The organism is Streptomyces sp. NPDC002306, from assembly GCF_053593435.1.
In genome coordinates this window covers 104433-124958 of sequence record NZ_JBSFCK010000001.1, presented here as the reverse complement: position 1 = coordinate 124958, position 20526 = coordinate 104433, and the positions used below count along the sequence as shown (strand labels likewise).

The following is a 20526-nucleotide window of genomic DNA, read 5'->3' as shown; positions in this document are numbered from 1 at the left end:
CCTAGGGCACCACCGTGACCGGCCAGCGGCCCGCCTTCACCAGGCGGATGGCGACGGAGCCGATGATGCGGTGGCCGGCCTGTTCGGAGGCGCCGACCACCACCGCGTCGGCCTTGAGCTCGTCCGCCGCCTTCACCAGGCCGCCGAAGGGATCGCCGCGGAACGTGTGGAACTCCCAGCGCACCTCGAATATCCCCTTGACCCGTTCGGCGGCGTCCCGGATCTGCTCGATCAGTTCCTCGGCGATCTCGTCGGTGGTCTCGGCCACCGGCGCCCCCAGGGCCGCGCCCGCCGCCATCACCGGCTGCACGTAGACCACGGCGAGCAACGCCCGCTGCCGACGGGCCAGGCCACCGGCATATGCCGCGGCCCGGAGCGAGGAGTCGGAGCCGTCCACTCCGACCACAATGACCTTGGGGCCGTCCGTGCCCCGCTCGAACCGCGAAGCATGCTGTTCCGTCACGCCCCGAGGCTATCGGAGCCTTCCGGTCCGGTCGCCGCGCGGGACGCTCGACGGGCGGAGCGGCCGCGGTCTTCCTAGAGTCGGACCATGAGTGCCACCGTGGAGCCCGCCGCGGCCAAGGACGCCCCGGGCCCGATACGGCCGCCCGGCGGTGGCATCCTCGCCAGGGTGCCGGGGGCCTTCGCGGCCTTCTTCGGCGCCCTCGGCCTGCTGTGCGCGCTGCCGTCCCTGATCCCGCCCCTGCGCGTCCCGCTGCGTCCGGTCGTGCGCTTCCTCGAACTGCTCACCGTCCCCGTCGGCGGCAGCCTCGCCTACGCCGTCTTCCTGTTCCTGCTGGCCGGCGCGACCGCCGCCCGCAAACGGATCGCCTGGTGGCTGGTCGTGGTCTACCTCGGCCTGCTGGTCCTGACCGACGCCGTCGGCGTGGCCGTCGGCCTCTACGCCGAGTCACTGCCCTCCCTCGTGGTGTGCGGCCTGGCCCTGGTCCTGCTCGTCGTGGCCCGCGGGGAGTTCTACGCCGCCTCCCGCCGCGGCGCCGTGCGCCGGGCGCTCGCCGTGCTGATCGCCGGACTCGGCGTGGCGGTCCTGGCCGGCTGGGGTCTCGTCTCGCTCTTCCCCGGCACCCTCCCCGCGAGCCAGCACCTGGCCTGGGCCGCCGCCCGGGTCCTCGGCGGTCTGGTCCCGGCCCGCTCCTTCGACGGCCGCCCGCCCCGCGCCCTGTACTTCCTGCTGGGCCTGTTCGGCGCCCTCGCCCTGCTGAACGCCGCCGCCGCGCTGTTCCGCTCCCAGCGCCTGGAAGCCGCCCTGCACGACGACGAGGAGCAGCGCGTCCGCGCCCTGCTGGGGCGCTACGGCGAGCAGGACTCCCTCGGCTACTTCGCCACCCGCCGCGACAAGGCCGTCGTCTTCTCGCCCAGCGGCAAGGCCGCGGTCACCTACCGCGTCGAAGTCGGCGTCTGCCTCGCCGGCGGCGACCCCGTGGGCGACCGGGAGGCCTGGCCGCACGCCGTCGCCGCCTGGCTCGACGTGGCCCGCCACCACGCCTGGGCACCCGCCGTCATGGGCGCCTCCGAGAACGGCGCCAGAGCGTACGCCCGAGCCGGCCTCGGCGCCTTCCACCTGGGCGACGAGGCCATCGTGCACCCCGCCGGCTTCGACCTCGGCGGCCGCGAGATGCGCGTCACCCGCCAGGCCGTCCACCGCGTCCGCCGCACCGGCGCCACCTGCCGCATCCGCCGCCACCGCACCCTCACCGAGGCGGAGATGGAGGAGATCGTCGACAAGGCCGACACCTGGCGCGACACCGAGACCGAACGCGGCTTCTCCATGGCCCTGGACCGCCTCGGCGACCCCGCCGACGGCGACTGCCTCCTCGTGGAGGCGCTGAGCGAGGACGGCCGGCTGCTCGCCCTGCTCTCCTTCGTGCCCTGGGGCACGGACGGCGTCTCCCTGGACCTGATGCGCCGTGACCGCAGCGCCCCGAACGGCGTGATGGAGTTCATGGTCGCCGAACTGTGCGCCGCCGCCCCGAAACTGGGCGTGCGCCGCGTCTCCCTCAACTTCGCCGTGTTCCGCTCGGCCTTCGAGGAAGGTGCCCGCATCGGCGCCGGACCCGTGCTGCGCCTCTGGCGCCGCCTGCTGCTGTTCTTCTCCCGCTGGTGGCAGCTGGAGGCCCTCTACCGCGCCAACGCCAAGTACCGCCCCGAGTGGTACCCGCGCTTCCTCTGCTACGGCGACGCCGCCGCCCTGGCCCGCATCGGCCTCGCCTCCGGCATCGCCGAGGGCTTCGTCTCCGTACCCTCGCTGCGCACCCTCTGGGGGAAGGGGCACGCCAAGAACCCGCGGCAGCGGGCGGCCACCGGGCAGCCGCCGTCGCCGCCGGCGCTCGGCCTCGACGGAGAGGACGAGGTCCAGGGAGCCGGACCGGACGCGGGCCTGCCCGAACAGGTCCGCGTCCGCCACCGCACCCTGGACCGGCTGCGCGCAGCCGGCGTCGACCCCTACCCCGTCGGCGTCCCGCCCCGCACCCACACCCTGGCGGGCGTCCCCCGCGACGGGCGGGTCACCGTCGCCGGCCGGGTCCTGCTGGTGCGCGACTTCGGGGGCATCGTCTTCGCCGTCCTGCGGGACTGGTCGGGCGATCGCCAGATCGCCCTCACCCGCGCCGACTCCGGCCCCGCCCTCGACCGGTTCACCGCCGACACCGACATCGGCGACCTCGTCAGCGTCACCGGCCGCGCGGGCACCAGCGACAGCGGGGAGCCCACCGTCTTCGTCACCTCCTGGCAGCTCACCGGCAAGTGCCTGCGCCCGCTGCCCGACAAGTACCGCGGCCTCACCGACCCCGAGGCCAAGGTCCGGATGCGCCATCTCGACCTGGCGACCAGCGCCGCCGCCCGCGACATCGTCCGCACCCGCTCCACCGCCGTACAGGCCCTGCGCCAGGGGCTGCTCGACCGCGGCTACCTGGAGGTCGAGACGCCGATGCTCCAGCAGATCCACGGCGGCGCCAACGCCCGCCCCTTCACCACCCACATCAACGCCTACGACCTCGACCTGTACCTGCGCATCGCCCCCGAGCTGTATCTGAAACGGCTGTGCGTCGGCGGCCTGGAGAAGGTCTTCGAGCTGGGCCGCACCTTCCGCAACGAGGGCGTCTCCCACAAGCACAATCCCGAGTTCACGATGCTGGAGGCCTACCAGGCCTTCGCCGACTACGACGTCATGCGCGACCTCGCCCGCGAGCTGATCCAGGGCGCCGCGACCGCCGCGTTCGGCCGCCCCGTCGCCCACAGGGACGGCACGGAGTACGACATCTCCGGCGACTGGCCGGTCAAGACCGTCCACGGCGCGATCTCCGAGGCACTGGGGGAGACGGTCGACGCCGACACGGAACTGCCCGCCCTGCACCGGTTGTGCGACCGGGCGCACGTGCCGTACACCGCCGACGACGGCCGGGGCGACGTCGTCCTGGAGATGTACGAACGGCTGGTCGAGGAGAAGACCGGACCGCCCACCTTCTACAAGGACTTCCCGACCGACGTCTCCCCGCTCACCCGGCAGCACCGCCGTGACCCGCGCCTCGCCGAACGCTGGGACCTCGTCGCCTTCGGCACCGAACTCGGCACCGCCTACTCCGAACTGACCGACCCCGTCGAGCAGCGCCGCCGCCTGACCGAGCAGTCCCTGCTCGCCGCCGGGGGAGACTCCGAGGCGATGGAGCTGGACGAGGACTTCCTCGACGCCCTGGAGTACGCGATGCCGCCCACCGGCGGACTGGGCATCGGTGTCGACCGGCTCGTCATGTTCCTCACCGGCCGCACCATCCGCGAGACACTGCCGTTCCCCCTCGTGCGCCGCCGCTGACCCCGAACGCTGGGCCGGGCGGGTGGATTTCCGCGGCCGCCCCGGTGTCGCTGTGGTGCGCCGGGCCCGGGGCGGGCGACTGATGAGTCATGAAGAGTGATCAGTTCCTCACGCGGCGCCGCGCGTTGCTCGCGGGCGCCGCCGCCCTGAGCGCGGCGGGAGCCGCCGGTCTGCTCGCGCTCGACACGGGTGACGAGCCGGTCAGGGCCGCGGTGTCGGCCGCGGGCGCCCCGGCGCGCCGCCTGCCGTCGAAGCCCTCCGCCAACCGCCTCGAGCCGCTGACCGGATACGGGCCCCCGCACGCCTCGCCCGGCCGGACCCCGGTCCGCCGCGAACCGCTGCTGAAGATGTCGGGAAGCGGCCGCACCATGGTGCTGACCTTCGACGACGGCCCCGACCCGCGCTACACCCCCAGCATCCTGAGCACCCTGCGCGAGTACGACGTGCGCGCCATGTTCTTCGTGTGCGGGGAGATGGCCGCCGAGAACAAGGGCCTGCTGGCGCGGATGGCGGACGAGGGACACATCGTCGGCAACCACACCTGGACCCACCCCCTGCTGACCCAGCTCAGCCGCTCCCGGATCCGCTCCGAGATGGAGCGCACCTGCGAGGTCATCGAGGACGCGTACGGCGAGCGCCCGAAGTGGTTCCGGGCCCCCTACGGCGCCTGGAACCGGGCCGCCTTCCAGCTCGGCGCCGAACTCGGCATGGACTCCCTGGCCTGGACCGTCGACTCCCTCGACTGGACCACCCCCGGCACGGCCACCGTCGTCGACCGGGTGGAGAACGGAGCCGCCCCCGGCGTCGTGATCCTCTCGCACGACGCCGGGGGCGACCGCTCCCAGAGCGTCCGGGCGCTCCGCGAGTACCTGCCGTGGCTGCTGGACTCCGGCTACCACATCACGGTCCCGCGCCGGCAGTACGTGTGACAGGCCCGTGCCCGCCCGGTCGGGGGACGCTCAGCGGACCTCGACCAGGCGGGCGAAGACGACGACGTTCCCGTCGTAGCCGTTCTGCTTGGTGAAACCGCCGCCGCAGGTGATGACCCGCAGTTCGGGGGTTCCCTTGGAGGCGTAGACGCGGTCGCCGGGGAAGGTGTCCTTGTCGAAGACCTCGACGCCGTAGATCTCGAAGACCGTCGTCTTTGCGTCCTTGCGCTGGACCTCGACGCGGTTTCCCTTCTTCAGGGCGCCGAGACCGTAGAACACGGCGGGGCCCTTGGTGTTGTCGACATGACCGACGATCACGGCCGTGCCCTTCTCGCCGGGCGAGACGGCACCGGTGAACCAGCCGGCCAGGTTCGGGTCCTCCGGCGGCGGCGCGTCGACCCAGCCGTTGGCGTCCAGTCCGACCGGGGTCACGGGCGCGTCGACCTGGATCGCGGGGATCCTGACCCGGTCGACCGCGGAGTACGGCAGCGAGGCGGGGGTTCCGGCGAAGGTGCTCTGGGCGCTGCGGCTGTCCGTGGCCGCCGCGGCCGCGGGCTGCGGCGGTCCGACGTCGAACTCGCCCGACCCATTGCGGATGAGCGCGAGACCGGTCAGCAGGACCAGCGCTATCACGCCCCACGGTGCGCGCTTCCGCTGCCGCTCCTCCTCTTCCGCCACCTCGGACAGCCCGTACAAAGACATTCGCCATCCCCTCTCGACACGGCCGTCGCCGCGTCATCTCGCGCATGCGTCAACGCTAAGTCCCGGGGACGGAACCGGCGACGGGGTGCAGGCGAACGGGTGGCTCCGTGTCGCGCGGTGCGCCATCCGAGTCGGCCCCGACCAGGAAATTTCTGACGGTCCGTGACCTGCGGCAATATCAGATTGTGGGATTTCCTTCGGCGTGTCTCCTCACCAGGACGGACCATTCCCGAAATGCGCCCGCGTGCACGGCAACTGAGGGTGCTATCGGGAGACGCTTTCTCGCCGATCTTCCGGGGACGGTTCCCGGGGCGTCTTCCGCGGAGGATGACATGCGAAACTCACGTGCCCTGGCGGCCGCGGCCTCAGTGGTCACCGTCCTCGGGCTCGCCGCCCCCGCGGCCGTCGCGGACGGGATGGGCAGCGGGGGCGTCACCGGTGGTACCGCCGTCCCCGGGGTCGGGCCGGCCGTCCCCGGAATCGGCGGCGTCGGAGGTGTCGGCGGCGTCGTCCCGGGTGTCGGGCCGGGAACCATTGTGATCGGGCCGGGCAACAACTGGGGCGGCGGCTTCGGCAACAACGGGGGCGGGCGCAACAACTGCTTCAACAACAACGGGTTCAACAACAACAACGGGTTCAACAACAACAACGGGTTCAACAACAACGGCTTCAACAACAACAACGGGTACAACAACAACGGCTTCGGAAACAACAACTGCTTCAACAACAACTTCAACAACGGGTTCGGTCCGGGCAACATCACCGCCCAGCCCAGTGTGATCGCCAGGGGCGGCAAACTCACCATCACCGTGGAGGGCTGCCGCAACGGCGGCACCGCGTCGTCGGCCGCCTTCGGCACCGTCTCGCTGCGGCCGTACAGCGGAGGCGGCAACGACACCTCCAGGGGCACCGCGACCATCGACAGCAACGCCGCTCCCGGCTCCTACGACATCACGGTCAACTGCAACGGCCGCACCCAGACCGCCCAGGGCATCTTCACCGTCATCGGCGGCGTGAACGGCGGTCTCGGCGGCAGCAGTTCCGTCGGCGCGACGCCGACCGACATGGCCATCGGCGGCGGGCTCGTGGGCTCGGCCTTCCTCGGAAGCGGGGTGTTCTGGATGCGCCGCCGCGCCGAGAAGCGCGCCTGACCCCTCTGCCGTTCTCCCGCGCCTCGAAGGGCCTTCGCCCCGGATCCTGGAATCAGGGTCCGGGGCGCGGACCTGGTCGCGTGGGGTGCGCGGTGCCATCGGTCGCCGCCCTCAGGCGCCGTCCTCCTCGCCGCGGCGGCGCGCGAGGTGGTAGGCCACGCCGATCGAGCCCGCGATGAGCGCGGTGCCCAGACCGATCTCCTTGAGGTCGAACCCGCCGAGGGTGCCGCCCTCACCGGCCTCGACCGCCCGGGGTACCTGCGTCGGCGACGGCGTGGCGCCGTCCGGCCCGCCTTCGGTGACGGTCAGCTCCGCGGTCCCGCTCTCGCCGTCACAGGTGAACGTCACCTGGTACGCGGCGCCGGCCCGTACGTCCCGGTCGATGGTCGCGGTGGCCGACGCCCGGTCCGAGGCGATACGCACCGTGTCGAAGACCCCGGAGGTGACCGTGGCCTCCCCCTCGCAGCCGTCATCGTCGTCGCGGTCGATCTGCAAGGTGACCTGTCCGCCCGCCGCGACGCTGTGGGGCAGCAGCCCGAAGCCGAACGGCGTCGCGTCGTGGTCGTCGTCGCCGCCGCTCGCGACGACCGCCGACGCGGAGATGGCCAGGGCGCCGAGGCCCAGCAGAGAGGCCGAGACGACGCGTATCGCGGGCATGGCGGATCCTCCGGTCTCCGAGGAGCGGCCGCGGGATTCATTCCGCCCGCGCCGACGCCGCGTCTCGATGACCCAAACGCTAGGAAGAGGAGCGCCTCCCCGCGATCGCTGTCGCGCGAACGGGTTAACCGTGTGGGCCGTACAGGGGACGTCCTGTCCCGCCTGCGGGGGACGCCGGGGCGTGTCGTGGACGTCCCCCCGCGAATCCCTGTCAGCCGCCCGCGTGCGGGAAGAGCTTCAGGAACGGCTCCGCCGACGCGGTGATACCCCGGCTGTAGGGCGCGTCGAAGTCCCAGATCAGGAACAGCAGGAAGGCGATCAGCGCCGAGAACAGCCCGGCCAGGATCAGCTCCCTGGCCGTACGCCGGATCTGGAGCGCGAAGACCATCCCGATGGTGATGGCGGCTCCGATGAGCAGTCCGAACCACACCACGCCGGGCATGGTGGCCCCGGTGGAGTCGGCGCGGGCGTTGCGCGCCTGGTCCGCGGCGGCGACCTGGTCGAGGAGCGGCTGATAGGCCTGGGCCTCGAAGTCCGACTTCGGCTGGTAGTCCGTGACGTCCGCACGGATGTGCTGGAGCAGTTCGGTGCCCCGGTCCGTGACGTCCCCGTGGTCGGCCATCGCCTTCCACTCGGTGGTCACGACGTGTCCGACATAGGCGTTGACATCCGCCCGAATGCGGTCACGTACGTCGGGCGGATACGCCCGGACCCGTTCCGAGATCTCGTGCAGTGCCTGGGCCTCCGCCTGGACGTGGTCCTGGGCGACGCTGCGCGCCTCCCAGACGCCCGCGATGGCCAGGCCCAGGACGATCGCGTAGACCACGCCGATCCACATCGTCATGTACTCGATGACGTCCGGGGTCTCGTCGGGGTCCTCGTCCTCGGCCGCCCGGCGATTGCGGACGAAGGTGATGACGATCACCACGGCGCACGCGGCCGCCATGGCGAGGGTGAGAACAAGCCATTCCGGCAAGAGGTACCTCCAGGGATCAGCGCGGGCGCAGCGCGGCGACCGCGACCACCGCGGGCATCGTGATGAGCAGGACGTAGACGACGGGCGACGTGGCGCCGTGCGTACGCCGCCGGGGCGGCACGGTGCGGTACTGCGGATAGCTCACCGGCGTCACGGAGGGGCGCGGGGTGGGCTTGGGCGACGGTTCGGGCGGCGGCTTCGGCGGCGCGGGCGCCGGCGGCGCGACGGGCACCGGACGCGGGCGGGGTGCGGCGGGCTGCGGCGCCGGTGGGGGCGGCGGAGGCGGCGGCGGTTCGGGCCGGGGCTTCGGAGGCGGGGCCGGGGCGGGCGGCGGAGGCTTGGGGGTCGGCTTCGGGGTCGGCTTCGGGGTCGGTTTCGGCGGTGGCTTCGGGGTCGGGGTCGGCGTCGGTGTGGGCTTCGGGGTCGGCGTCGGCGTCGGGCACGGCGGGGGAGTGGGGGTGGGGCAGGTGTCGTCTCCCGCGACCGCCACCGCGTCCGTGCCGTCGGGGCCGGTCGAGGCCCACGCGCAGGCATCGGCCGCCGCCGTCCCCGCCGGTGCGCCCACGAGGATCCAGGTCAGCGCGAGGAGGGCCAACACCCTTGCGGCGAGGGCGGATCGGGCGGCTAGGGGTCCATGCACGACGGAGATCATTCGCCCTGCCGGTGCCCCACACGCCGCAGCGCCCGAGGAATGCCCCGAAGGGGGGAAAGGTCTCGTACGGCGGTTTGAGCGAGGTGCCCCCGCGGACCCCGCCGGACGCACACGCGTACGAGACGGCACGTCCCGTGTCACAGGGTCCGGAAAGAAATTCGCGATACGGCTGAACACAACCCCCGTCCGGCTGCGTACCCATGGTCGTGCGGCGACCCAGAGGGGGTTGCAACATTTTGTGACGATCGGGGAGTTGACGATGAAGACCTCCTGGCGGAGCGCCTCTCTCGTGGCGAGCGCTGTGTCCGTGCTGGCGCTGACGACGGCGTGCGGCCAGGAAAGCGGCACGCCGGCGGCGAGTCAGAACGTGGGTGCCACGGCCGCGGCCGGCAGCTACGGAAGCGCCGGAACCGGCCTGGGCAACGGTGCCGCGGCCGGTACGCAGGCCCCCGCGGCGCAGACCTCCACCGCCGGTGAACTGGCCGTCTCCCAGAACGCGGAACTCGGCAAGGTGCTCACCGACAGCACCGGTCTCACCCTGTACCGCTTCGACCAGGACACCGCGGAGCCGCCCAAGTCGAACTGCGACGGCGACTGCGCCACGGCCTGGCCGCCCGTTCCCGCGGACGACGCCACGGCCGGCGCCGGCATCGACAAGGCGCTGCTCGGCGAGGTCACCCGTACCGACGGCACGAAGCAGCTGACCGTCGGCGGCTGGCCCGCGTACCGCTACGCCAAGGACACCAAGGCCGGCGACACCACAGGTCAGGGCGTGGGCGGCAAGTGGTTCTCGCTGGCCCCCGACGGCAAGAAGGCGAAGCTGGCCAGCCTGCCCGGGCTGTCCACCCGCAAGGACGCCAACCTGGGTGAGATCGTCGTCGACAAGGACGGCATGACGGTCTACCGCTTCCTGAAGGACAAGGCGTGGCCGAAGCCGGTCTCCGCCTGCACCGGCGCCTGCCTGGAGAAGTGGCCGGCCGTCGGTCCCGTGGCCACGAACGACACCGAGGGTGTCGTGAAGAAGGGCCTGATGAGCTTCACCCGGCCCGACGGCGTCAAGCAGCAGACGGTCAACTGCTGGCCGATCTACACCTTCTCCGGTGACAAGGCTCCCGGGGACATCAACGGTCAGGGCGTCGGCGGCACGTGGTACGCCGTGGCCCCCGACGGAAAGCCGGTCGGCGCGCCCAAGGAGTAGATCGCCTCCCCAGGGTTGATCATCCTTGCCCGCAGCGCGCACGGCCCTCGGTCCGCCCCCTCCGCACCGCACGGAGGGGGCGGACCGCTGTGCTGCGTTCACCCGAAATTTTCCTGACGGTGACTCACCCTTCACGCGTCTTCGCGACTCTCCGGATCACGCCGCGTACTTCTCCCGGCGCGGGGCGCCCGGCCTCGACGTGGCACGTGCCGCAGGCAGTGACCGGGAACGGATGGTCAATTTCCGTTTCTGCTCGCCCCTTTGGCAGGCGATCAGTAGCCTCTGCTCGAACACCGGATCGCCTACGCCTTGGAGTGATGGATGGAGCGTCCCGCTTGGGCCCCACGGAGCATCGACATCTCGGTGCCGAGCGTTTCGCGGATCTACGACTACTACCTGGGCGGTTCGCACAACTTCGAGGTCGACCGGGAAGCGGCCCGCAAGGCCATGGAGTTCCTGCCGGGACTGCCCAAGATCATGCAGGCGAACCGGGCGTTCATGCGCCGCGCCGTGCGTTTCGCGGCCGCCGAGGGCGTCACCCAGTTCCTCGACATCGGCTCCGGCATCCCCACCTTCGGCAACGTCCATGAGATCGCCCAGGCCGTGACCCCCGGCGCCCGGGTCATGTACGTCGACCATGACCCGGTGGCCGTCGCGCACAGCGAGGCGGTGCTCGCGGGAAACGACGACGCGGACGTCGTCGCGGCCGACCTGCGCAAGCCCCGGGAGATCCTGTCGAGCCCGCAGGTCCAGCGCACGATCGACCTGAATCGGCCAGTGGCGCTGCTTCTCGTTGCCATACTTCACTTCGTGGAAGACGCGGACGACCCCTACGCGGCGGTGGCCGAGCTGAGCGCGGCGCTCGCGCCCGGCAGCCTGCTGGTCCTGACGCATGCCTCGTACGAGGGAATTCCCCTGTCGGCGGAGCGGGCCGAGGGCGCGGTGGACGTATACAAGGACATTCGCAACCCGCTCATCATGCGCTCTCGGAACGAGATCGAGCGGTTCTTCGAAGGGTACGACATGGTGGAACCGGGACTGGTGCCGATGCCGCGCTGGCGGCCGGACACAGCGCCGGAGGACGAGGACCCCTACGCCTTCTCCGGGTTCGCGGGCGTGGGGCGTACGGCGTGACCGCGGAGCCGGACGGCCCGGAGGACAGACTGCGCCGCTTCGCCACGATCTGGAGCCGGGCGGTGTTCCCGGTCACCTCGACATCACTGACCCGGCCGGAGTTCGAGAAGCAACTGCTGCCGCTGGCACGACGGTTGAGCGAGGCGCTGCGAGCCCGGCACTTCGACGCGGACGCGGGCAAGGCGGTCGGCGCCGCCCTCGTCGCCACGCACTGCACGGACCCCGACGCGCTCAGCTGCGCGCTGGACTGCGTCGACGCCTACCTCGTGCTCTACTGCGGCGAGAACGGCTCCCAGGAGGACCTGCGCACCCGCTCCTCCCGGCTCCAGCACGCCATGGCCGCCGGGTACGCGCAGGCGCTGCGCGAGCGCACGCTCGCCGAACAGGAGGCGATCGCCCAGGCCGCGCTCCAGGCCCAGGGCGTGGTCGCACAGGCGCTGCACGCCAGCGAGGCACGCTTCCGGGCCGTGTTCGAAGGCGCGGCCATAGGCATCAGCATCGCCGACCTGGACGGCAACGTCCTGGAGGTCAACGGGGCGATGCTGCGCATGTTCGGCGGCTCCGAGCAGACGGTGCGCGGCCGCAACGTCCGGGAGTGGACGCACGCCGAGGACGCGCCGCAGGTCTGGCGGCTGTACGAGGAGCTGGTCCGCGGCGACCGCGAGCACTACCACGTGGAGAAGGCGTTCTACCGCCCGGACGGGACGGTCCTGTGGACCAACCTGACGGTCTCCCTGCTGCGCGACGCCGACGGCGCGCCGCAGTACCAGCTGGCGCTGATGGAGGACACCACCGAGCGCCGCCTGCTCAACCTCCGGCTGCGCTACGAGGCCACGCACGACGCGCTCACGGGCCTGCCCAACCGCACGCTGTTCTTCGAACGGCTGGAGAAGGCGCTGGGCGCCGGCGCGGCCCAGCGGTTCGGCCTGTGCTACCTCGACCTGGACGGCTTCAAGACCATCAACGACAGCCTCGGCCACGCGGCCGGCGACCGGCTGCTCGTCGAGGTCGCCGACCGGCTCCAGTCCTGCGCCACCGCGCCCGGCGAGATGGTCGCACGGCTCGGCGGGGACGAGTTCGTGGCGCTGACCACCGGACCGGACACCCAGCGCGAGGTCGACGAGCTCGCCACCCGCATCATGAACGCCCTGATCGCCCCGATCAGCGTCGACGGCCGCGAGCTGACCGTGCGCGGCAGCATCGGCGTCGTCGAGGGCGCGGCGCAGGAGCGCAGCGCGGCCGAGGTGCTGCGCAGCGCCGACATCACGATGTACCGGGCCAAGTCGGCGGGCGGCAACCGCTTCGAGCTCGCCGACCCGGAGGCCGACGCCCGCGCCATCACCCGGCACGGGCTCACCACGGCGCTGCCGACCGCCCTGGAGCGGGGCGAGTTCTTCATCGAGTACCAGCCGCTGGTCCACCTCGGTGACGGGAGCGTGCACGGCGCGGAGGCCCTGGTGCGCTGGCTGCACCCGCAGCACGGCGTCCTCGGCCCGGACCGGTTCATCCCGCTCGCCGAACACACCGGCCTCATCGTCCCGTTGGGCCGCTGGGTCCTGGAACAGTCGGTCCGTCAGGCCCGTGAGTGGCGCGAACGCCTGGCCGACACCGGCCCGTTGCGCATCAACGTCAACCTCTCGCCCTGCCAGCTCACCCACCCCGGCCTGGTGCAGGACACCGTGGAGATCCTGGAGCGCACCGGGGTCGCCCCGGACGCGCTCTGCCTGGAGGTGACGGAGTCGGCGCTGATCGGCGCCGACGACGACCTGCTCAAGCCGCTGCGCCGACTGGCCGAGATGGGCGTCGACATCGCCCTGGACGACTTCGGCACCGGCTACTCCAACCTCGCCAACCTGCGCCGGCTGCCGGTGAGCATCCTCAAGCTGGACCGGTCCTTCACCCAGAGCATGCAGCAGTTCCCCGCGGACCCCGTCGACCTCAAGATCGTCGAGGGGATCGTGACGCTCGCCCACAGCCTGGACCTCGCGGTGACCGTCGAGGGCGTCGAGACCGGCGCGCAGGCCGAGCAGCTGCGGATACTGGGCTGCGACACGGCCCAGGGCTGGTACTACGCCCGCCCGGGCCCGCCCGAGCGGCTGCACGACCTGGCGCTGGTGGACGCGACGGGCTGACGGCCGTGACCCGGTCGCGGGGGGACCGGGGCGGCGCGCGACGATACGTCTGTGGCTCATGAGACAGACGATGTCAACGAGGCGATCGAGGCCGAACTGCGGCTGCTGGACCCCGCGGTCCGGTCCTCCCGCGACGAGGCGCTGCGCCTGCTCGACCCCGAGTTCGTCGAGGTCGGCGCCTCCGGCCGGCAGTACACGTACGAGGAGACCGTCACCGGGCTGCCCGCCCAGCCGGGCGGCTCGGCGGACGGCCCGCGCTACGAGCCGTCGGCGTTCAGGGGCGTGCTGCTGGCCCCCGGCCTGGTGCACCTCACGTACGAGACCGTCCTCGACGGCCACCGGGCCCGCCGCAGCTCCCTGTGGCGCAGGCGCGACGAGGAGACGGGCCGGCGCATGTACTACCACCAGGGCACACCGGTGCCACCGGGAACCGACTAGGTGTATCGGCCTGGAGCGTTGTTCACGCGGCTGATGGGTGGCCGGCCTGCGAGTGCGGTGCGGCAGCGTGGGCGTGTCGCTCCGGCTCAGCGTTCCAGCAGCATTCGTTGCAGCTCGCGGGCCGCCCGCGGTGGTGCCACGTCGCTGCGGTGGGCCAGGGCGATCCTCCGGTCCAGGCCGGGGCGGGCCAGCGGGGTGACCCGCAGCCCGAGCCCTGAGCGGGCCGCCACCATGCGCGGGACGACGGCGACGCCCAGCCCCGCCCGGACGAACCCCAGCACCGCGTCCATCTCGCCGCCCTCCACCGCGAAGACCGGCTCGAACCCCTCCGCGCGGCACGCGGCCACGGTCAGCTCCCTGAGGTCGTAGCCGTGCCGGAACATCACCAGCCGCTCGCCCTCCAGGTCGGCGACGCGCACCGTCCGCCGCCCGCCGCCGGGCCGGGGTGCCTCCGCCGACGACACCACCACGAGGTCCTCGCGCAGCAGCTCCACCGTGGTCAGCGCGGGGGACGGGGTGGGCAGCGGCAGGACCACCAGGGCCAGGTCGAGGGCGCCGCGGGCCAGCTCCCGTACCAGGTCGTGCGAGCCGCCCTCCTCGATGAGCAGCCGGATGCCGGGGTAGCGGTCGTGGAAGGCGCGCAGCACGTCCGGCAGCAGACCGGTGCACAGGCTCGGGGTCGCGCCCAGCCGCACCCGGCCGGTGCGCAGCTGCACCAGTTCCCCCACCTCGTGCCGCGCGGTGTCCGCGTCGGCCAGGATGCGCCGGGCCAGCGGCAGCAGCGCCTCGCCCGCGTCGGTGAGCGTGATGTTGCCCCGGGCGCGCAGGAACAGGTCCGCCCCGAGCTCCCGCTCCAGTGCCCTGATCTGCTGCGACAGCGACGGCTGCGCCACATGGACCGTCTCCGCGGCCCGGGTGAAGTGCCGGGTCTCGGCGACCGCCACGAAGTACTGGAGCTGCTGGAACTGCATACTCCGAGAATAACCCCGTCGATAGAGATGTCCTATTGAATCAAGCTGGACCATGTCTTGGACCGATCGGGCTGCCCGGCTCTAGCGTCTTGTTCCATGGCTCTGGCAACGCGGACGGACCGACGGCCGTCCTTGGCACGCACCGTGTGGGACTCCTCCGTCGGCAAGAAGACGGTGATGGCCGTCAGCGGCCTGACCATGCTGCTGTACCTGGTCGCCCACATGATCGGCAATCTGAAGATCTACTTCGGGGCGGGCGAGTTCAACCACTACGCCCACTGGCTGCGCACCGTCGGCGAGCCCTTCATGCACTACGAGTGGACGCTGTGGCTCATCCGCGTCGTCCTCGTCGTCGCCGTGGTCGCGCACGCCGTCTCCGCCTACCAGCTCAGCCGCCGTGACATCAAGGCACGGCCCACCAAGTACGTGCACGCCAAGCCGCGGGCGAGCTACGCGACCCGCACGATGCGCTGGGGCGGGATCATCCTCGGCCTGTTCATCGTCTGGCACCTGCTGGACCTGACCACCGGCACCGTGCACACGGGCGGCTTCCAGGAGGGACACCCGTACCAGAACATCGTGGACACCTTCTCCACCTGGTACGGCAACGTCATCTACATCGTCGCGATGCTCGCGCTGGGCCTGCACATCCGGCACGGCTTCTGGAGCGCCGCCCAGACCCTCGGCGTCGGCAGCCGCACCCGCGACCGCGCCCTGAAGACCGTCGCCGACGTTCTCGCACTGCTGCTCACGGCCGGCTTCATCGCCGTACCGGTGGGCGTCATGACCGGAGTGGTGAGCTGACACATGAGCACCTATGTGGACTATCCGACGGGCGAGCCGCTCGTCGACGACAAGGCCCCGTCCGGGCCCGTCGCGGAGCGCTGGGACAAGCGGCGCTTCGAGGCGAAGCTGGTCAACCCGGCCAACCGCCGCAAGCACACGGTCATCGTCGTGGGCACCGGCCTGGCCGGCGGCTCCGCCGGCGCCACCCTGGCCGAACAGGGCTACCACGTGGTCCAGTTCTGCTACCAGGACTCCCCGCGCCGGGCCCACTCCATCGCGGCCCAGGGCGGTATCAACGCGGCGAAGAACTACCGCAACGACGGCGACTCGATCCACCGGCTGTTCTACGACACCGTCAAGGGCGGCGACTTCCGGGCCCGCGAGTCCAACGTCCACCGCCTCGCCCAGATCTCGGTCGAGATCATCGACCAGTGCGTGGCGCAGGGCGTGCCCTTCGCGCGCGAGTACGGCGGCCTCCTCGACACCCGCTCCTTCGGCGGCGTCCAGGTGTCCCGTACGTTCTACGCCCGCGGCCAGACGGGCCAGCAGCTCCTGCTCGGCGCGTACCAGGCGCTGTCCCGGCAGATCGCGGCCGGGAACGTGGAGCTGCATGCGCGCACCGAGATGCTCGATCTGATCGTCGTCGACGGGCGGGCCCGCGGCATCGTGGCCCGCGACCTCGTCACCGGCCGGATCGACACCTACTTCGCGGACGCCGTCGTCCTCGCCTCCGGCGGCTACGGCAACGTCTTCTACCTGTCGACCAACGCGATGAACTCCAACGCGACCGCGGTCTGGCGGGCGCACCGGCGCGGCGCGCACTTCGCCAACCCCTGCTTCACCCAGATCCACCCCACCTGCATCCCGCGCACCGGCGACCACCAGTCCAAGCTGACGCTGATGAGCGAGTCGCTGCGCAACGACGGCCGGATCTGGGTGCCGAAGGCCAAGGGCGACGACCGGCCGCCGAACAAGATCCCCGAGGACGAGCGCGACTACTACCTGGAGCGCATCTACCCCTCCTTCGGCAACCTGGTCCCGCGCGACATCGCCTCCCGGGCCGCGAAGAACGTCTGCGACGAGGGCAGGGGCGTGGGCCCCGGCGGGCAGGGCGTCTACCTCGACTTCGCCGACGCCATCCGGCGGATGGGCCGCAAGAAGGTCGAGGAGCAGTACGGCAACCTCTTCGACATGTACGAGCGGATCACCGCCGAGAACCCGTACGAGGTTCCGATGCGGATCTACCCGGCCGTGCACTACACGATGGGCGGACTGTGGGTCGACTACGACCTCCAGACCACCGTTCCCGGGCTGTTCGCGATCGGCGAGGCCAACTTCTCCGACCACGGCGCCAACCGGCTCGGCGCGTCCGCGCTGATGCAGGGCCTGGCCGACGGCTACTTCGTCCTGCCCGCCACCATCAACGACTACCTCGCCCGCAACCCGCGCCTGGCCACCGACCAGGCGGTGACCGACGAACACCCCGTCGTCCAGGAGGTGCTGGCCGAGACCCAGGACCGGCTGAACCTGCTCCTGTCCGTCGACGGCGACCGCACCCCCGACTCCTTCCACCGTGAAGTCGGCGAACTCATGTGGGAGTTCTGCGGCATGGCCCGCACGGACACCGGGCTGCGCAAGGCCCTTGAACGCATCCCGCAGATCCGCGAGGAGTTCTGGCGGCGCATCAAGGTCCCCGGCACCGGCGAGGAGTTCAACCAGTCGCTGGAGAAGGCCAACCGCGTCGTCGACTACCTGGAGCTCGCCGAACTCATGTGTCTCGACGCGCTGCACCGCGCCGAGTCCTGCGGCGGCCACTTCCGCGAGGAGTCCCAGACCCCCGACGGTGAGGCGGCCCGCAGGGACGAGGAGTTCGCCTACGCGGCCGCCTGGGAGTTCACGGGAACGGGGCAGGCCCCGACCCTCCACAAGGAAGACCTGGTCTTCGAGTACGTCCACCCCACCCAGCGGAGCTACGCATGAAGCTCACCCTGCGCGTCTGGCGGCAGCCGAACGCCGACGCCGAAGGCGCCATGTCCACCTACGAGGTGGACGGGATCTCCTCCGACATGTCCTTCCTGGAGATGCTCGACACGCTCAACGAGGAGCTCATCCTCAAGGGTGAGGATCCCGTCGCCTTCGACCACGACTGCCGCGAGGGCATCTGCGGCGCGTGCAGCCTGGTGATCAACGGCGACGCGCACGGCCCCGAGCGCACCACCACCTGCCAACTGCACATGAGGTCCTTCGACGACGGCGACACCATCGACGTCGAGCCCTGGCGGGCCTCGGCCTTCCCGGTCGTCAAGGACCTGGTCGTGGACCGCTCGGCCCTCGACCGGATCATCCAGGCCGGCGGCTACGTCACCGCCCCGACCGGCGCCGCGCCCGAGGCCCACGCCACGCCCGTACCGAAGCCGGACGCCGACTTCGCCTTCGAGCACGCCGAGTGCATCGGCTGCGGCGCCTGTGTGGCGGCCTGCCCCAACGGTGCGGCGATGCTGTTCACGTCCGCCAAGGTCAACCACCTCAACGTGCTGCCGCAGGGCGCGCCCGAGCGCGAGACCCGCGTCCTCGACATGGTGGCCCAGATGGACGAGGAGGGCTTCGGCGGCTGCACCCTCACCGGAGAGTGCGCCACCGCCTGCCCCAAGGGCATCCCGCTGATGTCCATCACCGGCATGAACAAGGAGTGGCTGCGCGCGACCCGGAAGATCGCCAAGCGCTGAGCGCAGGGCGCTGGGCGCTGGGCGGTTCGGCGGTGTGGGGGGGCGCGGGCGGGTGTGGAGTCCGCGGGTCGTGGGGGGTTGCTCGCGCAGTTCCCCGCGCCCCTTTGAGGGGTGGCTGCTCGGGGAGTGTCCGGTGTCCCGTTGGGGGTGGTTGCTCGCGCAGTTCCTCGCGCCCCTTTGAGGGGTGGTTGCTCGGGGAGTGCCTGGTGTCCCGTTGGGGGTGGTTGCCCGCGCAGTTCCTCGCGCCCCTTGGGGGGCGCTCGCGCGGTGCCCCCTGGTGGCGGCCGGTCGGGGGCGTGGTGCCGTGAAGTGGCCGGAAAGCAGTGGGTGGGGGCAGGAGACGTTCGCCGGCCAGGTGCGGACGGGCGGGGCCGGGAGTGGTGCTCGTTCCCGGCCCCGCCAAGCATCGGCGGACCGTCGTGACGCGCTTACCAGCCTCGATGGCGACCGTTATGTGACGCCAGGTATGGAATGTCCGATGCCAAGGCCCTGTGCGCGCCGGTGTGTTCAGCGCGTGCCGGACGGTGGCCGAACCCGGCATTCAGCAGCCGCACATCCACGGGCCCCGCACAGGACACGTCGAGGCCAGCCGGGGGCGGAAGAAGTGAGGTGCAGATTTCCTCACGCCTCTTATCCCATGCTTCCGCTCGGCACAGGAGACCGTCATGACCGCCATGCCCGCCTCGCCCCCCGCACTGGCCGCCCCGGCCGGAGGATCCGGCTATCTGGTCTCGCTCGCTCGCGACCAGGACGACGTCAGGGCCGCGCAGCGCCTGCGGCACCTGGTGTTCGCCGGGGAGCTGGGCGCCCGTCTCGACGGCCCCGAACCGGGTCTCGACGTGGACGCCTTCGACGCCTACTGCGATCACCTTCTCATACGCGACAAGGCCACCGGGGAAGTGGTCGGCACCTACCGACTGCTCCCGCCCGAGCGGGCCGCGGTCGCCGGACGCCTGTACTCCGAGGGCGAGTTCGACCTCTCCCCGCTGGACGCGATCCGCCCCGGCCTGGTCGAGGTCGGCCGCTCCTGCGTGCACCCCGACCACCGTGACGGTGCGGTCATCGGCCTCATCTGGGCCGGCATCGCCCGCTACATGGTGGACCGCGGGCACGAGTGGCTGGCCGGCTGCTGCTCCATCCCGCTGGCCGACGGCGGCCTCACCGCGGCGGCGACCTGGGACCGGGTGCACGAGAAGTACCTGGCGCCCGAGGAGTTCCGGGTGCGCCCGCTCGTGCCCTGGACCCCGCGGACGGACCTGACGCTGCCCCCGCGCACCGAGCTGCCCGCCCTGCTGCGCGGCTACCTCCGCCTGGGTGCCTGGGTGTGCGGCGAGCCCGCCCACGACCCCGACTTCGGCGTCGCCGACCTGTACGTGCTGCTGTCGATGCGCCGGGTCAACCAGCGCTATCTGCGGCACTTCCTCTCGCTCGTCCCGGCCTGATGAGCGTCTGGCTGCCCAGCGCGCCCTGCACCCCCGGGGCGTGCGTGGAGCCGGCGGGGTCCGCCATCACCGTCCCGCGGGCCGCGCTGCGGCTGACGGCGATGGTCGTGCTGCTCCTCGCCGGCATCGTCCTGGTGCCGTTCGGCCGGTGGATCCCCGCGGAACTGGTACGTCGGTGGGCCCGGGTGATCGTCCGGGCCGCGGGCGTCCGGATCCAGGTCGCCGGCAGCCCGGCGCCCGCCGGTGGCCTGCTCCTTGTCGCCAACCACATCTCCTGGCTCGACATCCCGCTGCTCGCCGCCGTGCGACCGGCGCGGATGCTGGCCAAGGCCGAGATCCGGCGGTGGCCGGTGGCGGGCCCGCTGGCCGCCTCCGCCGGGGTCCTGTTCATCGACCGCGACCGGCTGCGCGCCCTCCCCGACACCGTCGGGCGGATGGCGGACCTGCTGCGGGCGGGCAGGGCCGTCGCGGTCTTCCCCGAGGGCAGTACCTGGTGCGGCCGCGCCCAGGGCGACTTCCGCCGGGCCGCCTTCCAGGCCGCGCTCGACGCGGGGGCGGCCGTCCAGCCGGTACGCATCCGCTACCGGCTCGCCGGCGGAGCGGACAGCACGGCTCCCGCGTTCGTCGGCGACGACTCGCTGCTCGCCTCCGTGTGGCGCGTGGTGTCGGCACGCGGGCTGGTCGCCGAGGTGGAGGCCCGCCCCGTCCTGCGCGGCGACGCAGCCGGCGACCGGCGGGCCCTGGCCCGTGCGGCGCAGCACAGTCTGGGCCTGCGGTCCGCCGCCCACCCCTGACCCGCGAGG

At 71.9% G+C, this 20526-nt stretch carries 17 protein-coding genes and 1 pseudogene; 12 read left to right on the top strand and 6 right to left on the bottom strand.

Annotated elements, in window-relative coordinates; genetic code table 11:
* Position 1: 1 nt before the first annotated feature.
* Entirely contained in the window at positions 2-463 is a 462-nt protein-coding gene (locus ACWCQK_RS00560; protein WP_385774276.1) for a universal stress protein, read from the bottom strand.
* An 87-nt stretch (positions 464-550) separates the two neighbouring features.
* On the opposite strand from ACWCQK_RS00560, the gene lysX reads away from it, so the two are divergent.
* Complete coding sequence (lysX, locus tag ACWCQK_RS00555) at positions 551-3829, top strand: bifunctional lysylphosphatidylglycerol synthetase/lysine--tRNA ligase LysX (protein ID WP_451150294.1); 3279 nt, start codon at positions 551-553, stop codon at positions 3827-3829.
* A gap of 89 nt (positions 3830-3918) precedes the next feature.
* Positions 3919-4758 carry a polysaccharide deacetylase family protein gene (locus ACWCQK_RS00550; RefSeq protein WP_451150292.1) on the top strand — a complete coding sequence of 280 codons (840 nt, stop codon included), beginning with the start codon at positions 3919-3921 and terminating at the stop codon, positions 4756-4758.
* Positions 4759-4788: 30 nt separating this feature from the next.
* On the opposite strand, the gene ACWCQK_RS00545 is transcribed toward ACWCQK_RS00550, so the two are convergent.
* Positions 4789-5460 carry a class F sortase gene (locus ACWCQK_RS00545; protein ID WP_451150290.1) on the bottom strand — a complete coding sequence of 224 codons (672 nt, stop codon included), beginning with the start codon at positions 5458-5460 and terminating at the stop codon, positions 4789-4791.
* 749 nt (positions 5461-6209) lie between these two features.
* Here ACWCQK_RS00545 and ACWCQK_RS00540 point away from each other — a divergent pair.
* Positions 6210-6611 (top strand): annotated as a pseudogene (locus ACWCQK_RS00540) (hypothetical protein); the annotation flags it as partial.
* 111 nt (positions 6612-6722) lie between these two features.
* Here the strand turns inward: ACWCQK_RS00540 and ACWCQK_RS00535 are convergent.
* The 3 genes from ACWCQK_RS00535 to ACWCQK_RS00525 form a co-directional block, all read right to left on the bottom strand.
* On the bottom strand, positions 6723-7268 hold the full coding sequence (locus ACWCQK_RS00535; RefSeq protein ID WP_451150288.1) for a hypothetical protein: 546 nt from the start codon (positions 7266-7268) through the stop codon (positions 6723-6725).
* Positions 7269-7479: 211 nt separating this feature from the next.
* Complete coding sequence (locus ACWCQK_RS00530) at positions 7480-8244, bottom strand: bestrophin-like domain (RefSeq protein WP_451150286.1); 765 nt, start codon at positions 8242-8244, stop codon at positions 7480-7482.
* A gap of 16 nt (positions 8245-8260) precedes the next feature.
* Entirely contained in the window at positions 8261-8389 is a 129-nt protein-coding gene (locus ACWCQK_RS00525) for a hypothetical protein (protein WP_451150284.1), read from the bottom strand.
* A gap of 766 nt (positions 8390-9155) precedes the next feature.
* On the opposite strand from ACWCQK_RS00525, the gene ACWCQK_RS00520 reads away from it, so the two are divergent.
* From ACWCQK_RS00520 to ACWCQK_RS00505, 4 genes are all read left to right on the top strand, one after another.
* Positions 9156-10094 (top strand): SCO0930 family lipoprotein, encoded by a 939-nt coding sequence (locus tag ACWCQK_RS00520; protein ID WP_451150282.1) that lies wholly within the window; start codon positions 9156-9158, stop codon positions 10092-10094.
* Between the two features lie 321 nt (positions 10095-10415).
* Entirely contained in the window at positions 10416-11228 is an 813-nt protein-coding gene (locus ACWCQK_RS00515) for an SAM-dependent methyltransferase (protein ID WP_451150280.1), read from the top strand.
* A complete protein-coding gene (locus ACWCQK_RS00510; protein WP_451150278.1) occupies positions 11225-13360 on the top strand; it encodes a putative bifunctional diguanylate cyclase/phosphodiesterase in 2136 nt (711 codons plus the stop codon). The genes ACWCQK_RS00515 and ACWCQK_RS00510 overlap by 4 nt, the downstream gene beginning before the upstream one ends.
* A gap of 51 nt (positions 13361-13411) precedes the next feature.
* Positions 13412-13798: a nuclear transport factor 2 family protein gene (locus ACWCQK_RS00505; protein ID WP_451150276.1), complete on the top strand. Its 387-nt coding sequence runs from the start codon at positions 13412-13414 to the stop codon at positions 13796-13798.
* 86 nt (positions 13799-13884) lie between these two features.
* Here ACWCQK_RS00505 and ACWCQK_RS00500 read toward each other — a convergent pair whose 3' ends face one another.
* Positions 13885-14769, bottom strand: coding sequence for a LysR family transcriptional regulator (locus ACWCQK_RS00500; protein ID WP_451150274.1), 885 nt, complete (start codon positions 14767-14769; stop codon positions 13885-13887).
* Positions 14770-14901: 132 nt separating this feature from the next.
* On the opposite strand from ACWCQK_RS00500, the gene ACWCQK_RS00495 reads away from it, so the two are divergent.
* From ACWCQK_RS00495 to ACWCQK_RS00475, 5 genes are all read left to right on the top strand, one after another.
* Positions 14902-15573 (top strand): succinate dehydrogenase, encoded by a 672-nt coding sequence (locus ACWCQK_RS00495; RefSeq protein WP_451151744.1) that lies wholly within the window; start codon positions 14902-14904, stop codon positions 15571-15573.
* Positions 15574-15576: 3 nt separating this feature from the next.
* On the top strand, positions 15577-17535 hold the full coding sequence (locus ACWCQK_RS00490) for a fumarate reductase/succinate dehydrogenase flavoprotein subunit (RefSeq protein WP_451150272.1): 1959 nt from the start codon (positions 15577-15579) through the stop codon (positions 17533-17535).
* On the top strand, positions 17532-18281 hold the full coding sequence (locus tag ACWCQK_RS00485) for a succinate dehydrogenase/fumarate reductase iron-sulfur subunit (protein WP_451150270.1): 750 nt from the start codon (positions 17532-17534) through the stop codon (positions 18279-18281). The genes ACWCQK_RS00490 and ACWCQK_RS00485 overlap by 4 nt, the downstream gene beginning before the upstream one ends.
* 674 nt (positions 18282-18955) lie before the next feature.
* Entirely contained in the window at positions 18956-19723 is a 768-nt protein-coding gene (locus ACWCQK_RS00480; RefSeq protein WP_451151742.1) for a GNAT family N-acetyltransferase, read from the top strand.
* Entirely contained in the window at positions 19723-20517 is a 795-nt protein-coding gene (locus tag ACWCQK_RS00475; protein WP_451150268.1) for a lysophospholipid acyltransferase family protein, read from the top strand. Before ACWCQK_RS00480 ends, ACWCQK_RS00475 begins: the two co-directional genes overlap by 1 nt.
* Positions 20518-20526: the final 9 nt, after the last annotated feature.